The sequence below is a fragment of the Pseudomonas sp. NPDC090201 genome (assembly GCF_044746825.1).
Taxonomy (GTDB): Bacteria; Pseudomonadota; Gammaproteobacteria; order Pseudomonadales; family Pseudomonadaceae; genus Aquipseudomonas; species Aquipseudomonas putida_AD.
Window position 1 is genome coordinate 438,620 of record NZ_JBIVCX010000004.1, and the last position, 14,319, is coordinate 452,938.

20 protein-coding genes, 1 other RNA gene and 1 pseudogene are annotated in these 14,319 nt (G+C 58.8%); 2 read left to right on the forward strand and 20 right to left on the reverse strand.

The features are described 5' to 3' along the window. From ACIPOO_RS16110 to ACIPOO_RS16130, 5 genes and pseudogenes are all read right to left on the reverse strand, one after another. Positions 1-894, reverse strand: a complete 894-nt coding sequence (locus tag ACIPOO_RS16110) for a Mu-like prophage major head subunit gpT family protein (protein ID WP_400608519.1) — start codon at positions 892-894, stop codon at positions 1-3. 23 nt (positions 895-917) lie between these two features. Beyond that, positions 918-1,889: pseudogene (locus ACIPOO_RS16115) on the reverse strand (phage protease). Between the two features lie 77 nt (positions 1,890-1,966). Then, on the reverse strand, positions 1,967-2,620 hold the full coding sequence (locus tag ACIPOO_RS16120; RefSeq protein WP_400608520.1) for a DUF4145 domain-containing protein: 654 nt from the start codon (positions 2,618-2,620) through the stop codon (positions 1,967-1,969). A gap of 243 nt (positions 2,621-2,863) precedes the next feature. Beyond that, positions 2,864-3,412 carry a phage virion morphogenesis protein gene (locus ACIPOO_RS16125; RefSeq protein ID WP_400608521.1) on the reverse strand — a complete coding sequence of 183 codons (549 nt, stop codon included), beginning with the start codon at positions 3,410-3,412 and terminating at the stop codon, positions 2,864-2,866. 102 nt (positions 3,413-3,514) lie between these two features. Continuing rightward, the gene (locus ACIPOO_RS16130) at positions 3,515-4,798 is read right to left on the reverse strand and encodes a PBECR2 nuclease fold domain-containing protein (RefSeq protein ID WP_400608522.1); all 1,284 of its coding nucleotides are present in this window, start codon (positions 4,796-4,798) and stop codon (positions 3,515-3,517) included. A 29-nt stretch (positions 4,799-4,827) separates the two neighbouring features. Between ACIPOO_RS16130 and ACIPOO_RS16135 the strand changes: the two genes are divergently transcribed. Continuing rightward, on the forward strand, positions 4,828-5,517 hold the full coding sequence (locus ACIPOO_RS16135) for a hypothetical protein (protein ID WP_400608523.1): 690 nt from the start codon (positions 4,828-4,830) through the stop codon (positions 5,515-5,517). Here the strand turns inward: ACIPOO_RS16135 and ACIPOO_RS16140 are convergent. Next, positions 5,512-7,053 (reverse strand): DUF935 domain-containing protein, encoded by a 1,542-nt coding sequence (locus ACIPOO_RS16140; RefSeq protein WP_400608524.1) that lies wholly within the window; start codon positions 7,051-7,053, stop codon positions 5,512-5,514. The genes ACIPOO_RS16135 and ACIPOO_RS16140 overlap by 6 nt on opposite strands. Beyond that, complete coding sequence (locus tag ACIPOO_RS16145) at positions 7,053-8,594, reverse strand: hypothetical protein (RefSeq protein ID WP_400608525.1); 1,542 nt, start codon at positions 8,592-8,594, stop codon at positions 7,053-7,055. The genes ACIPOO_RS16140 and ACIPOO_RS16145 overlap by 1 nt, the downstream gene beginning before the upstream one ends. Positions 8,595-8,650: 56 nt before the next feature. On the opposite strand from ACIPOO_RS16145, the gene ACIPOO_RS16150 reads away from it, so the two are divergent. Continuing rightward, a complete protein-coding gene (locus tag ACIPOO_RS16150; RefSeq protein ID WP_400608526.1) occupies positions 8,651-9,082 on the forward strand; it encodes a hypothetical protein in 432 nt (143 codons plus the stop codon). A gap of 26 nt (positions 9,083-9,108) precedes the next feature. Here ACIPOO_RS16150 and ACIPOO_RS16155 read toward each other — a convergent pair whose 3' ends face one another. From ACIPOO_RS16155 to ACIPOO_RS16215, 13 genes are all read right to left on the reverse strand, one after another. Then, a complete protein-coding gene (locus ACIPOO_RS16155) occupies positions 9,109-9,621 on the reverse strand; it encodes a DUF3486 family protein (protein WP_400608527.1) in 513 nt (170 codons plus the stop codon). After that, positions 9,621-9,929 (reverse strand): hypothetical protein, encoded by a 309-nt coding sequence (locus tag ACIPOO_RS16160; RefSeq protein ID WP_400608528.1) that lies wholly within the window; start codon positions 9,927-9,929, stop codon positions 9,621-9,623. Before ACIPOO_RS16160 ends, ACIPOO_RS16155 begins: the two co-directional genes overlap by 1 nt. Continuing rightward, entirely contained in the window at positions 9,926-10,258 is a 333-nt protein-coding gene (locus ACIPOO_RS16165; RefSeq protein WP_400608529.1) for a hypothetical protein, read from the reverse strand. The genes ACIPOO_RS16160 and ACIPOO_RS16165 overlap by 4 nt, the downstream gene beginning before the upstream one ends. Then, the gene (locus ACIPOO_RS16170) at positions 10,258-10,470 is read right to left on the reverse strand and encodes a TraR/DksA C4-type zinc finger protein (protein ID WP_400608530.1); all 213 of its coding nucleotides are present in this window, start codon (positions 10,468-10,470) and stop codon (positions 10,258-10,260) included. The genes ACIPOO_RS16165 and ACIPOO_RS16170 overlap by 1 nt, the downstream gene beginning before the upstream one ends. Next, positions 10,457-11,095 (reverse strand): DNA-packaging protein, encoded by a 639-nt coding sequence (locus tag ACIPOO_RS16175; RefSeq protein ID WP_400608531.1) that lies wholly within the window; start codon positions 11,093-11,095, stop codon positions 10,457-10,459. Before ACIPOO_RS16175 ends, ACIPOO_RS16170 begins: the two co-directional genes overlap by 14 nt. Continuing rightward, positions 11,092-11,733, reverse strand: coding sequence for a transglycosylase SLT domain-containing protein (locus ACIPOO_RS16180; protein ID WP_400608532.1), 642 nt, complete (start codon positions 11,731-11,733; stop codon positions 11,092-11,094). Before ACIPOO_RS16180 ends, ACIPOO_RS16175 begins: the two co-directional genes overlap by 4 nt. Positions 11,734-11,735: 2 nt before the next feature. Then, positions 11,736-12,038, reverse strand: a complete 303-nt coding sequence (locus ACIPOO_RS16185; RefSeq protein ID WP_400608533.1) for a putative holin — start codon at positions 12,036-12,038, stop codon at positions 11,736-11,738. Continuing rightward, a complete protein-coding gene (locus ACIPOO_RS16190; RefSeq protein ID WP_400608534.1) occupies positions 12,035-12,349 on the reverse strand; it encodes a hypothetical protein in 315 nt (104 codons plus the stop codon). Before ACIPOO_RS16190 ends, ACIPOO_RS16185 begins: the two co-directional genes overlap by 4 nt. Before the next feature lie 116 nt (positions 12,350-12,465). Then, positions 12,466-12,918, reverse strand: coding sequence for a Mor transcription activator family protein (locus tag ACIPOO_RS16195; protein WP_400608535.1), 453 nt, complete (start codon positions 12,916-12,918; stop codon positions 12,466-12,468). Further along, positions 12,915-13,316 carry a gp16 family protein gene (locus ACIPOO_RS16200; protein WP_400608536.1) on the reverse strand — a complete coding sequence of 134 codons (402 nt, stop codon included), beginning with the start codon at positions 13,314-13,316 and terminating at the stop codon, positions 12,915-12,917. The genes ACIPOO_RS16195 and ACIPOO_RS16200 overlap by 4 nt, the downstream gene beginning before the upstream one ends. Beyond that, positions 13,313-13,996, reverse strand: coding sequence for a DUF2786 domain-containing protein (locus ACIPOO_RS16205; protein WP_400608537.1), 684 nt, complete (start codon positions 13,994-13,996; stop codon positions 13,313-13,315). The genes ACIPOO_RS16200 and ACIPOO_RS16205 overlap by 4 nt, the downstream gene beginning before the upstream one ends. A 16-nt stretch (positions 13,997-14,012) precedes the next feature. Then, positions 14,013-14,083: hammerhead ribozyme type II (locus tag ACIPOO_RS16210), an RNA gene on the reverse strand. After that, complete coding sequence (locus ACIPOO_RS16215) at positions 14,084-14,317, reverse strand: hypothetical protein (RefSeq protein WP_400608538.1); 234 nt, start codon at positions 14,315-14,317, stop codon at positions 14,084-14,086. Positions 14,318-14,319: the final 2 nt, after the last annotated feature.

Consider the following 14,319-nt stretch of genomic DNA (forward strand, 5'->3'; position numbering starts at 1 on the left):
TTAACCCAACCAGCTAGGCGACAGCACTTCCGCAGTGCCTGCCCATTCGTTGCCGTTGTCGGCGTCTTTGACGACCAGCTTGCGAGCAGCGCCTTCCAGACTGGACGGCACGACCAGCAGGCCCGGATTCACGCCCAGCGGTCGACCACCGTCAGCCGCGAACGCCTTCATGGCGGCACGGGCAGCACCGTAGTTTTCGGCGTTGAGCGGCGCTTTCGAGCAGAAGGCGAACTGCCAGAAACCGAAACCGACGTTCACACGGGCATCAACGCCGTAGCGGTACACGTCTTCCATGAACACTTTTTCGTCGTCGACCTTGGTCATGGCCTTGAGGTCGTAGTTGCGACGATTCTGGAAAATGATCGGTTTGACCGCCCGGCTTACATCGAGCAGATACCAGGCTGGGCCGGTGCCATCTTGGTAGTTGCTGATGGATTTCGCGGTTCCTGTTCCGTCAGTGTTCGGAAAAACTGGGTGATCAGTGTCGAAGAAGTTCTGGCCGTCGTAGCAGAGAGTGGACAAACCAGCTTTCAGCAGAGCGAAAACCAGCTCGTCCGGGTGAGTCTTGGCTGCGCGGCCCATCTCTTGGAACAGCGGCTTGTAGACACCGATCTCGTCGTCTTCGATAGCGTCACGCGGAACGCTGACCGAGGACTCGAATTTCTTGTTGGTGATCGTGTAGGCATGGCTGGCCATATCCTTGAGCACACGCTCACCCAGCCATTCACGGAATGTCGGGAACTGCCCCAGCCAGCCGTAAGTGTTACTGGAGCTGGTCGAAGGGACCTCGGTGGCGATGCGCTGCCAGTCGGTCGGTGTGTCAGTGAAGACGCGCTGATATTCACCGCGATAGGCAGTGAACAGCGCGGCGAGCGATTGTGGAGTGATCAGCATGGAGAGAGCTTCCCTTTATGCGCTTATGCGCGGCCTTTGATGAAGTCGGTTTCGCTGATACCCATCAGACGAGTGACTTGCTGTTCTTCGGTGTTCAGTGCGGTGCTGGTGCCGTTTGGCTTGTTCTCGCCTAGGCCGGAAGGATCAGCGACAGCCGGTGCCGCCTTCACGAATTCGCGGAAGCGATCCAGCCCGGCCTGCTCAGTGCAGGATGCACGGTAGAAGTCGGCAGTCGCCGGGGTGATCTTTCCGGCTTTCATAGCCGCATCGATCTCGGCGTCTACCACCGCCTTGTGCTCTTGCTCCTTATGGTTCTTCAGCGCCTGCTCGGCATTGCTTGCGCGGGACACGACCAGTTCGTAGTCAGCACGCGGCACGAACTTGTCCAGGCTCGGCTGCTCGCTGTTACGCGCCGTGGCAGTGGCTTTGAGCTGACTCACAGCCGCAACGGCCTGTTCGTCAGTGGCGGCAGCGTCCAGACCGAGGAGCGCTGCTAATGCAACGGAAATTGCCATGCGGGGTGTCTCCGGGTTTTCGTGGTTGAGTGCGGTAAGAACAAGGTTTGGCTTGTTGGTCAGGCCGACGCTGACCATGCGCAGAACGCGCCGATAGGTGTCGTCGTAGTCGAAGACGGGGGAAACGAAGCGGTATTCGCGGGCTGCGATTTGCTGCCCAGCACGGGGCGTCCAACTGACGTGCCCCCAGAGAGCACCGCTGCGGATCTCCAGGCGGTCGATTCAGCCAGCCGCCGGAGCGGGCTCACCTTGCGGCGCTCCGACTTCGGAGGCGTGCTCCCAGTCGATGACCATGTCGATAGCGCGAGTAGTGAACGCAGTCAGAACGAGCTGCTGAGCGATGTCATCCCATAGCCAGGTGCGGCCATCGCGACCAGTGATGGTCGGACCTGCGGGAATCAGCTCGATCCAGTCAGGCGCCTGGCCGTCGGCTGAAGGCAGCGCGGAAAGGTCGGTGTTCAGTGCGAAAGATGTTTTCATGCCGCCAGTTTGTGCGGCATGAACAGAGAGGTGTTTTTAAGCTCGACGCAAGAATATGCGTCGACGGATAGTGGGAGTTACGAAGATTCGCGGCCATCCTTCTTGGCGATAGCCTGCCGGACCGAATCAGGAAGGCCATGATACATATCGTCAACGCGTGCCGGTAAGGAGATACGATCCTCGACAATCAGATTCACCAGCGGGAAAAGCGCTCCGGCCACGTCTGGGTCGTCTGTATCGATCTGTCCTGGATGGACCGCGTTATTGCCCGTGACTCTTACAATGTCCAGTGCTTGCTGAATTCGTACTGGAAGACCCTTGGTCACCAAGGACCGAATATCTTTATCGATGTTATCCCCACGCTCGCCAAGGTGCTTCATGAGCTTTTGGACTGCTAACCGAAGCAACGCCGCTGCGCCTCGCGGGGATCTAGCTAAGATCTCAGCCGCCTCTAGATAGTCCTCCTGTACATCTTCCGGCATGTCAGGGTTAGGCAACGGAGCGCCGGCTCCAAACGGGTAGACTTGAGACTCATAAATCCAGACGGTGGTCTTCGTGCAGTGCGTGCACTTTGCGATACCTATCCCGCCCATACCGGTGTCTGCAACGCCGTCGTAGCAATAATTTTGTGGTTGGGTAAGGGCGTACCCATAACGATGCTGCTGCGCATAGACCCCACAGTGGGGGCAAGTGAACGCACGACTTTTATCAGACGGCGGAACATAGTTCATCTCGATTCCTTGGTAGATCAGCCTAAGTGGATACAAAACCAGGATCGCAGTCTATCCGGAATAACAGGGATGAATGTCGCCGCCCGCCACAAATCCTCCGGGGTGCTCGCTTCTAAGCCTGCATTTCCCTCGCTCAAGGACATCTAACGCAGGTCTAACGGTGCTCGGAGCCGATTTTCATCCGGATATACCGACCACCCCCGTCTTACACGCTCAAAACGCCGCGTGGGCGGCGGCTGATTTTTACCCCTTCAAATAGCTTCCTACGATCTCCAGGACTTCATTTTCGTCCTCGCTGGACAATCCAAGGTAGGGTCGTGCTGGCATTTCTGAGGTATGGGCACCGTGAGTCACCCATTGCGAAAAGTTGGAATGCCGCTTTTTGACGAAGCGATTGCCGACAACACCGCCTTTCTCTTTGAAGTAGACCTGCTGTGATCGAGCCGCGTGCTCGATCTTGCCGCCGAACTGGTGGATGGCTCCGTAGGGACGATCCGTACCGAAATCGAGTTCGTCGTTGCTGACGTGATGACGCAGGGTGTCCAGCAGCGCGCCGGACTCACGGAGGATCTTGTTCCCCTTCTTCCTTTTAATGGTGCGCGGTGACAACGGTGCCCAGGGCGAGCCATCCGGCCCCACTTGGCGACGGACCCGGCTGTCTACCGATTGGTGCAGATACTCAGCAATATCATTGAGGGGGGTCCGCATAGAGCCCAGCCTCTCTATTAATAGCTCCAGCTCGCGACCGACAACCGTAGTGTCAATCGTCACATCGAGCATTGCACCAGCCATTCACGTCTCCTACTATTAGGGCTCACCCATTGGTCGAGCAGTCCCCGCCGGGACCTCCAAGCCTACGCCCAGGGTGTGAACCCGTGCGGCGGCGCGGGTTTTTTATTGCCCGATTTCCGGGCGTCGATACAGGCGCACACCGAGCCGCAACTGCTCCAGGTAGTCTGGATTACTGGCATCCGGGGCAAATGTCGTGATGCCATCCCAGCCGTCGCTACCGACCTCAAAGACTGCCAGCGCCGGTACAGCTTCGCCTTCCACCTGAAACCGACTGATATAGCGGCGGCGCACTACAGCCTTATTCTGCGCGTACTGCCATTCCAGCCTTACCCACACTTCGTCAGGCTCTTTCAGCGCATCAGCCAGCAACAGCAGCTCGCGAGCGTGCCCACGCTTGCCAACTTTCAGAGCGCCGGTTTTGGCACTGGTGAACAGATCCCGACCGATGACCACGCCGTCCCCGGCCTTGTCTCGGAACACAACCGGCGCGGATTCGGTGGCCCCGAACTCGCCCAGGAAGCGACCGACGTACTCTTGATCCGTCAGGCCAGCAGGCAACAGCCGATCTGCCGCAGCCTGGCGCGGCGCAGGCAATGGCCCTGGCGGGCGTCGATTCGGCAGACCAGCGCCTTGCACCGAGCTGGAACGCGAGCCTGGCTCTGGCAAGGGATCGTAAGCGCGGAGCGGCGGAACGGCAGACGTCCGGCGGGATTGACCAGGTGCATACTCAAAACCGGGATCGATCCCCACCGGCACACGAACACTGCGCGGGCCGTTGGGGCTGTTGACCCCGATGATCTTGGTTTCGTATTCGACCACCGGGGCCGGGCCAACCTTGAGCCCCTGACGCTCCACGTCACGCTCGCTCAACATGAACTTCTTGCACTTACAGCCCCACCCGTTCTGCGGACTGTGTGTCGACCACCAGGTGTCATCGAGCGGCAGCACCGTTCCATTCCATGCCAGGTGTTGCGGCCTGGGGTGTGCGCTGTCACCGTGACGGTACAGACCATAAGGCCGCGCCTTGCGCAGCTCTGGGTCAGCCATCTGGGCTTCGCGCCCTGCGTTGTACGACTGCCGCAGGTTCGTTTCAAAGATAGTTTTCGTGCGCCAGGCGCGACCGCCGTTGTACTCCCAACCGTGTTGGGCAACGATCCTGTCGAAGTCCGTCCGAAACTGCTCCAGCGTGCGGCCTGTGGTAATGGCCTTTTCTACGGCACCGCGCATGTCAGCTAGTAGATCCCGCCTTGTAGCCCCAGCCACGACAAAAGCCCAGTCATGCTCTGCGGCATAGACATCCGTCCAGGCGCGGGTCGGCAGATTGGTTTTGCCCTTGAAGTAATCGATCTGTTCCTGGAACGGCAGCGAGCCGTAAGATACTGACATTTTTGCCCCAGCCTTAAAGGAAGCGCTTGATGAAATCGAAATCTTTCACAGACAGGTTGATGGAAGGGGTTCCTGTTGTGCTTGTACTCCTGGGCGTCGCGGTCGCGGTTTTCGGCATCTGCCAGGCCAATGCGTTACTTGCCACCAAAGCACTAACCGGCACCGAGTTCGTATGGCTCACCGCAACCTATATAGCGACAGGACTGTTTGTCGCAGTCCTTCCCAAAGTGACTGAGCTGAGCATCTGGTCCTTGTCAGTCAAAATCGCCCAAGCAAAAAAAGAGGCGGAGGTGACACTCAAACAACTGGAAGAGGTGCTTGAGCTTTCGTTTCTCCCCGCCATTGCGTCCATTGCTGACTCTCCCGGCACTCCAGTCAATAGCCCGTACGATCCAAGGTTTGCTAAGTTTTTCGTTCTCGTCGATGCAATCGACAAGGCGGGGCTGCGTAATCGTTTCGCTCCAGAACTGACGGCTGCGGCGCGAACGATTGCGGCTGGCCAACTGTGGCGAGTGGGCAATCTAAACCATGCCATCATGGGGCTAACTGCAAAACCAGATGTGCTGCCTACACCGACCGCCGTCAACGCCGAACTTCTAAAGAGCGGTATCGCCCGGGACCATGCGTGGTATATGCCTCCCATAGACGAGGCCGTTGCTATCCAAGCGTCGATTGATGCCCTCGGTGCCTACGCCAAGATCTACGAACACACCCTATAGCCCTCTGAGCACGTCATAGCGACCGGCCAAGTTCGCAGCCGCCATGCCATTCGCCATGGCGTCTGCGAGCTGACTGGCATTCATATTGGGATACGCCTCAATCAGGCGATCCCGAAACTCCTCCAGGCTCGACACCGAGTCCAGTAGTTCGCGGATGGCATTAACCATGTCATCCATCGGCGCCTCCGCAGCGACCTCCAGCGTCTTAACCTGGCTATCCACGATATCCGGCACTGCACCAGGTGCTGCCTGTTCACGGTTCTTCGCGGTGGCTATTACAGGTGTGACTGGCTGACCGAGAATTTCAGCCCCTTCTGCTGGCTCCGGCAGGCCGAACTTGTCGCGAATGACCGACTGTTCAACCCGCATCCCCAGCGGCACAAACGCGGAGATGGCCTTGATCAACAACTCAAGGTTTTCCGGCTTTGGCACGTCAATAACCAGGCGCGGATAGCTCCGACCAGGTGCAAAATTCAAGTCGCAGAAAGGCCGCACAAACATGCGGTTAAGCGTGTTCGACTCTGCCTTGGCGTCGGCGGCCAGCAGATCCAGACGCACTTCGTTATGAACCTTTGCCTGTGCCAGGCTGGCCCCATCATCGGCGCTCATCGTCTGGCCGACGATGGCCTTGGACATCTGCTTGTCCCACCACTCTGCCAAGCCCTTGAAGAAGTCACCCGCCCCGGTAACGTTGGCGGCTTGAGTAAAGTCAATGCGCATCGAATCAGGGATCACGGCAGCGGCATCGCTACCGAGGTTCGCCACTGCCGACATCAAGATGCCGATGTCATCCTTACTGGCGTTTGGTCCGTAGCGACCAACCCGCATGGGAATGCCGAAGATGTCCGCGAAGCCCATCCAGTCCTTCCACGTCCACGCTTTGCACATATAGCCGACTGCCGCCAGACGGGCTAACCCGCCTCGGATTGGCAGGCCGGTGCGCAGGCGCGGGCGATGCACAATGAACTTGTATGGAGCCAGTGGCAGGCCGTTGACAACATCGGCCTCATCGAGCAAGCGCAGATCTTGCCCGGTAGCCCGGTCGAACATGAAAAAGCGCGGATCACGCCACTCGTATCGATCCGGCATCCAAGTCTTACCGCTTCGGTCCCAGATGATCTCTGCCACTGAGTAGCCTTTGCCCAGGGCGTCCGTCAGGTCGGTCTGCAGTTCTCCGAACTCCGGCGCTGCCACGACTTCGCGAAGGACATCGGCCCTGCGGATGTCTTCTGCGTCGTCAGTTGCTGCCTCAATACGCACATTCAAACCCGCCAGCGCGAGTTTGCGCGTGCCCAGCACCGAGGCGTAATGCAAATCCCGCTCTTCCATTTCTTCGGCGAGGGTCAGGTAATCGCGAGCATCACCCTCGGTGGCAGCCTGGAGCAGCGCGGCGAGCCTACCGGGTGTCAGCCCGCCCGCCACGGACGGGTGCCAAACCTGGCGCACGCCGGTCACACGCGGTGCGGCCACTTCCTCAGTAAGCTGGTCATATTCGATGTTGCGACCGTATTGGTCGACGATGGGAGAGCGTGCCATTACCAGATGCCTTTTCCAGAGCGCCAGCCAGCGCCCCGCTTGACCTGTCGGTCATGCTGGGCCGCAGGTTCCACGCGGTGATATTCGAAAATCTCAACGTCTTGGCGACTGGCAAAGTCGGCCAGAACCAGAGCAACCCCGGCGTCACCGTGGCGCTTGTCGCCGCCTTTCTCAGACGTTCGCTTTTCGGGGATACGGGCAACGCCTTTCACGACCCGGAAAGCACGAACGTCGCCGGTTACGTCCTTGTCGGCAGGAATGCCGGTCAGAGTGTCGTCTTCAAGCGCTGCTTTGAGTGGCGGCATGTTGTCGCGATACCACCCCTCCGTCAGCATGACCTGCGCAATGCGGTTGTAACCGAACTCAACGGCGGCAGATTCAGCGATCTGCTGGCCGTTACCCCTGGCATCGTGCGCACCTTTAAGGAAATTTGGCAGTCGCCGGACGATGTAAAACAGGATGAACTCTTGCTGCTTGAACGGCACGTTGCGCATCTCGACCACAAATGGCACTTGCTTGCGCAGGTCCTGTCCCTTGATCAAAGGCCAGATCACCGACAAGTCACCCGAGCGGGCGAAGTCCATGCCATAGAACGACTGAACCGCCGTAGGGATCGCAGCCAGTAGCGGCAGCAGCTCACGCTCACACCACTCCAGCGACTCAGCCAGGCGCAGATGCTCGGCTGTCGTTTCGTAGCCCTGCGGGTACTTGACGCGGATCACCGGCACATCACGACTGGTACGGCTTTCAATCAAAGCGAGCGAGAAATAAGCGCCGCCACCCTGGCTTGGGATGCAGTCAAGCTCCTCGTTCGCAGCGTCACCATAGAAGTCGTAAACGTCCTGGACCCAAGCGTCACGCTCTGCCTCTACGAAGGGGACACCCTTGCGCAGGCAGACCCGGTTGTAGAGCCCATCGTCAACGGCTTCGCGGAACGTGCAACGAAAGACCTCGCCCTTGCGCTTACCGGCGCGGATCTCTTCGATCAGCTCATTGAAAGCGTTTTCGGTGCCGTCATGTGTGCTGATGACATGCACCTCACCGCCCCAGATCAGCAGGGCAAGCGCTGCTTTCAGCAACTCGGCCAGGTCTTGATGGAACGCGGCTTCGTCGATGACAACCACACCCTGACGACCCCGGAGGTTGCTGGGGCGGCTGGTCAGCGCGACGATACGGTGCCCGCTGGGAAACACAATGGTGAAGGTCTTGATGTGCTTGTCTGGATCTTCATCCGGCCAGATGCCTTCCTCGATCTCACTGGCCGCGTAGTTAAAGGCCCGCGACCACATCGCACACGCCTGGATGTACTCCACCGTCATATCTTGGTTGTAGCCAAGGTAATAGACTGTCTGCCCGCCGGCCTTTTTCTCCGATGCAGCGACCAGCACATTGTCAGCCGCTTCGGCCCACGTCAGGCCAATACGGCGTGACTTTTCCGCGACCTTGAGCGGTGCACGTATGCCAACCCAGTCTTTTTGGTATTCCAAAAGGACTGCGGGTGTATCAGCAACGGCAGCATTCAGCTTTAGAGGATCACTCATTCATCGCTCCGTGATGCTAGGCTCGTGCCATGGTCATTTTCATGTCGAGGTGTTGAATGCTTGATTGGTTTGCGGGCGCGGTGGAAAGCGCAAAAGCGATGAAAGAGATTGGACAGTCGCTGCTGACGATTCGTGACGAGAGCATTATTCGAGAGCGGGTCTATGAGCTGAACAACAACCTCATGGACCTGCAACAGAAGCTGCTTGAGGCTCAGCTCAATCAGATGGAGCTTGTTAGGCGGATTCAGACGCTGGAAGACGAACGCGACCAGGCCAGTCAATCCAAAAATCTCAGATTGCAATACGCCATACACACGTTTCCCACTTCGGCTCATACTTATATTTTGAGCACGGAAGATCCTTCGAAGGCGAAGCAGTTTTTTTGTAGCAAATGCCTCGAAACTGACAACCGCGCGGTCACCCTCCAGGGCCAGGCCCATCTGTGGTGCCCGAACTGCAAAACCACTATCCGTGCCAGACCAGATTAGGGGTCGCCTTACAAGATCATGTAGGGTCATGACGCGACCCCAAGAATCTCACGGCGGATTTCGGCGACGGTTTCAGCATTGAGCCCGCCTTTTTTTGCGATCTTTTCGACCTGGCTCGCGGCGGCCTCGGCTTTGGACTTCACCTCAGCTTTCCATTTCGCCTGGACGACAGACGCTCGGCCCAGCTCGGCCACAGCCTTCGCGACCTTTGGCAAATCCATCTTGCCGCCCTCAGCCATCAGCAGCTTGAAGAGATGTTCCTGGACGAGCCGCATCAGCGCTTCGTTGACCGCGCCTTCGTCATCCGGCGCGGCCTGGACGACCGCCTTCGCCTGTTCGCTGGACATCTTCAACGCGGCCAGCTTGTCTTCGAACTCACTGCCGTAACGATGCAGCGCGCTCTTACCTATGGAGTAGCCTCGCGCCTCCAGTTCGGCGGACAGCGCCTCATAGCCGCCGAAGTTGTTTTCGACCAGCGACTGATCCAGCCAGGCTTTTACCTCGGCCGGGAGGGCCGCGACCTTGCTACGCGGCGGCATTACCAGAACTTCTCTGGTCGAGAGATGCCCGGATGGCAAGCGACGGTGTACTCAGCCACATCCACGCCCAGAGCTGTGAGCCCGACGACCCAAGGGCCACTTGGCGAGGCTTCAACCGTGACCAGCAGGCGGTCTTTCAGATAATCCAGCTCACGGCGCAGCTCCATCGCGGTCAGGTCGTTGTAGACGCTCTGAAGCGTGGATAGCACCAATGCTTCGTGCGGATCGACCGGGCGACTGTTATTTAGGGTGAGCAGGATGTACCAGCGCAACGACTCGCGCCGGACCTTGGCATGATCAATATTCACTGACGAACTCCTTGCAACTGGACGTTTTCAAGCTTCAAGGCCACGGCGTCGAGCTTGGCCTCGATAACGGTTTGATTGCGCACGAAGTCTTCCCGGCGCACGTAGTGGAGCGGCATCTCACCGCGCAGGCGCTCCAAGCCAATCTCGACCTGGCGCACGCGGTCCGAATCTTTGGCGAGGGCTTCAAAGCGCTGGTCCATCACCGCAAAGCGTTGGTCGAGGCGGCGCTCGATGGCTGCGACCAAGAGCTTGAACAGCCCAAAGAACGCGCCCAAGAGCCCGGCCGCTAGGGAAAGCACCTGCCAGAGCGGCAGCTCGATGGTGGTCATCAGCGGCCCATCCGTTCGAAGTCAGATTGGCATGCCACACACAGCTCAACGCCCGGCAGGATCAACCGGCGAGCGTCGGGGATGGCTTCCCCACAGCTCTCGCAATGCGTGGCCGATGCGCCCGTGTGATGGGCCTGTACAGCCCGTTGCGCCGCCAGAGCCTGTTCGCGAAAGGCGTCTTCCGCTTCGGTGGCAATATCAGTTACGTCCATTGTTTGTGTTCCATTCGATCAGGGTGTTGAGCTGGGCGCGGCAGGAGGCATAACGCTCGGCGTTGCGCACATGGTTGGTGAGCAGGTCGGCACGGGTGATGCCTACGATCAGGTCGTCAGCGGCTCCGGCTCCGGCGCCGGGCGCATCAGCTCCGCTGGTGGCTGTGCCGGTGGCAGGCACTGAGACTGCGGCGGTGGAGCCACCGAGGGCGCTGTTCCACACGCGGACAAAGCCAGTAGTGAAGTCAGCAGGAGGCAGCGGCTCAAGCTGCTCGCCCAGGGTGCGGCGATAGAGAGTCGTGACACGTTGAATTTCCTTGTTGAGCTTGTCGGTGACGTTGCGCAGTTCGGTGTTTTTGGCACCGAGTTGCTCCGCCAATTGGTTGCCCCGCGCATGCTCGGCCAGCAGCCGGTCTGTCTCGGCTTTGAGCCGGGCGGCGGCATTCTCGGCAGCGGTGCGCTTTTCGGATTCGTGGGAGGCGTCTTTCTCGGCCAGAGCCTTATCGCCCAGTGCTTTCGCGGCGGCGAAACCATCTCGGTAGCCGTCGCTGTGATTCAGAGCCAGACCGACCGCAACGATGGCGATGACCGCGAGCCACCCCAGCAAAGGTTTGAAAGCGCTCATGAACACACCCCCTGGCCCCAGCCAGCGGCGATGTATTCGGCTTCGTAGGTCTTGAGGATCAGGCGGGGATAGCCCCGGTTTTCACGGAGTGCGGCGAGTGAGCGGCCCGCATTGAACCGCTCAACAGATCCGAACCAGGCCAGCGGATCGGCGCCCTTTGCCGATGCCAGCCTGCGGTCACGGATCAGCCAACCGAGCCCGCCGTTATAGGAGGAAAGAACCATCGCGAATTGCTCGCAGGCATCGCGGGCAGTGATGCGATCCGCCAGCCAGCGGTCATAGCTGACCAGCGCCATCAGCGACCAGGTAGGGTTGTATGGCTCAACGTTGCCCAAGGTGTCCGGGAACACTTGAGCGAGCCAAGTCGCGGTCGAGGGCATCACCTGGCCCAAGCCTTGCGCACCTACGGGGGATTTGGCACTGAACTGCCAGCGCGATTCTTGGTGGACCTGTGCAGCGAACACTGCCACCGGCCCGTCAACGCCCCATTCGGCCTGAACGATGCGAGTCAATTCGCGGCGGTACTGATCAGCCCCAACCGGCACAGCAGCGTACGCGGTGCGTGGAGGACCACTGAACAGCAGCGCAGTGGGAACCAGGAGCAACCAGAGATAAGCGTGTCTGGAAAATCTGATCATGGTCACAGCCCCAGCGTCAGGCCGAGAATGCAGGCCAGAACCACAATGGCCCGGCGCAAACCCGCCCACGGCTGGTGAGTCATACGGAGCTTGTCGGGGCGTGCGTATGGAAACAGCGCACGGTCGATGCGATAGCCCAGTACCGCACCGCCTGTGACCAAGACGACTTTATAGAGCACGACGGCGATCTTGGTCGGGGCGATCAGGTACAGAGCGACCAGCAGGCATACGGTGATCAAAGTCCAATCTGTTAGGCGCGGCGCATGGCGGCCGCGACTGCGCAGACGATTGCGAAAGTTGCTCATGGACGAACTTCCTTGGTTGGTTTGAGGGTTGAGCGAATGTCCGCAAGAGAGCGAGCGGCCACGACGGGATTGCCCCGTACGCTGGCCGGTGCGCTGTAGCGCCCCAATTGGGGAGAAGTGGATTTCGAATGGTTCGCACCGCGCTGGCTGGCTTGCAGCGCAACTTGGCGTTTGTGCGCGGCAAGCCGCGAGATGACGTAGGTGCGCCAGTCTTCCGGGCAGTCTTCGATCAGCTTCTTACGCGCGATCTCGCAGCGTTCTGCAATAACGCTTTCTGCGTAGGCCGCTGATTTGGGCTCGTACTCAAACATGATCGAATCAGCCAGGAGATTTGGACCTGGCTAGATTCGCCTGCTATCGGATGCGGTTGTATTTCCAGTGGTTAAAAGCAAAAGCCCCGCAGAGTGCGGGGCTTGAGGGGGGTAGATCAGTGCAGGCGCGGCGGTGTGTTTTCGTATCCAAACAAGTCGGGCTCTTGCCGTCGATGCAGCTCGCGCTGGCGGGCAATGATGTCATAGATCGCCTGACTGGATAGGTCGAACTTGCGTCCCAGCTCATCAGGGCGAGTGTTCTTTTCTCGCCACTCGCGAAAGATTTCCATATCCCGCACCGCTCGACGTAACACGTTGCCACGCGGGATGTAGACCACCGCACCGCCCATGGTTTCGCAGATCGCATACACAACAGCACGGGCAATCGCCGGAACTTGATCAGGCTTGTCGGGCAGAACTTCCCGTAGCTTGCTCTCGGCGATACCCGCCATTTCCGTCAACGTTCCTTCCCACCGGGCCAGCAATATAGCGTCATTCATGTGGGCCAGAACCTTGCCCGGCTCCAACTTATCCAACTCTCCGCTATCGAACAGTTCACCATTACTCATTGCCGCCTCCCATGCCGTTTTGCGTCATATGCCAAAGCTGCAACAACGCCCCGAAGCTGTTCAGGGTTGAGCCAGTCCACCTTCTCAACCTTGTGTAGTTTGATCGCAAGGGCGTCCGCATATTCCCAAGTTCGATTCGCCTCAGCTAAAAACGCGCCAATCTTGCCGACCAGCTTCGCTCGATCTTGTACTGGCTGTGGCTTTGCCCGGCCTTGTTTGGGCTTCCACCCCAAGCGCTCCAGTTCGCGCAACACCTTTGCAGCCTCAAGCGGGCTCAAATCTTTGGCAGATGACTTGCCTGTAACTCGCGAGAGCAACGCCCGGTAAGTATCGTCATCAAGCGCGAGGTCTTTCTTGGCTATATGGATCTTGCTGAGCTGCTGATTCCGATTGTTCACGTTGCCTCCAGTGCCAAAGGCGACGCGCTGTTAACTCCGTGACTGAGGCGAACATCGGATGCGGCCAGAAAGCCATGCATTGAATCAGTAAGGCTGCGCACACCGAACTTACGGCGCGAGGTAGCGTTTCTGTCGAGTGGCTTGTGGCCAGTAACCAACTCGGGATAATGGTGAGCCAGGTATTGCTCAACGGCCAATGAAACATCCGCGTTCGCGAACGTCATTACTTGCTGATAGACCGCACTCACCCACGCTTCGCAAAACACATCCGCTCGCCGTACCTTGGTTGCCGTTTTGCAGCGATGAAGTTTGTTCGTGATGAAGTCTCGTCGCGCCTGGCGCACCTGGCGAAGTAACACGGTCATCGTGTAGCCCGCCACTTCTGCCATCTCGCCGATGAAGTTCCAACGGCCTATGCCACTGGTAAAGATCACCTTGCAAGCATATGCCTTGGCGACTGTGTTTGAGAGTTGCGCCTCCCACTTTGGCGGCGAGACTTTCGAGCCACTGGCGGCGGTACATTCCTCAACATCGGCCATATCCACGTCAGATTGACCGATGCCGTATTGTTTCATCAGCGCGTGCGCCTGGCGCATCGCCGCTGCTGCCTCATTAGGATTCGCACTCGTCGCTAAGCGGAGGCATTTCTTGATCTTGTCCAACGCTTTCTTACGGTCCATACATGCCCCTGTTCTCCTTTGGCTGCTCATCAGTGCCGGGCAACCACGCCCGGCAGACCGCCCCGGTTTCCCGAGGCGGTTTCGCTTTTAGTGGATGGTCGGCTTGGTCTGATACAGCTCGCGGGTGGCTTCGCAGACTTCACATTTGCAACCAGGGGTTGCGGAGTTGACTGGCAGAGCGATGCGGTCCAGCAATTTCGCGCCGTTGATCATCGCGTCTACGACGCGGCCTGCGGGGCTGCTGTGCAAGTTGCACTGGTTATCGATGCTGATTGAAACAACGCCTGATGTGTCGTCTACGGTGATGTTGAACTTAGCCATTC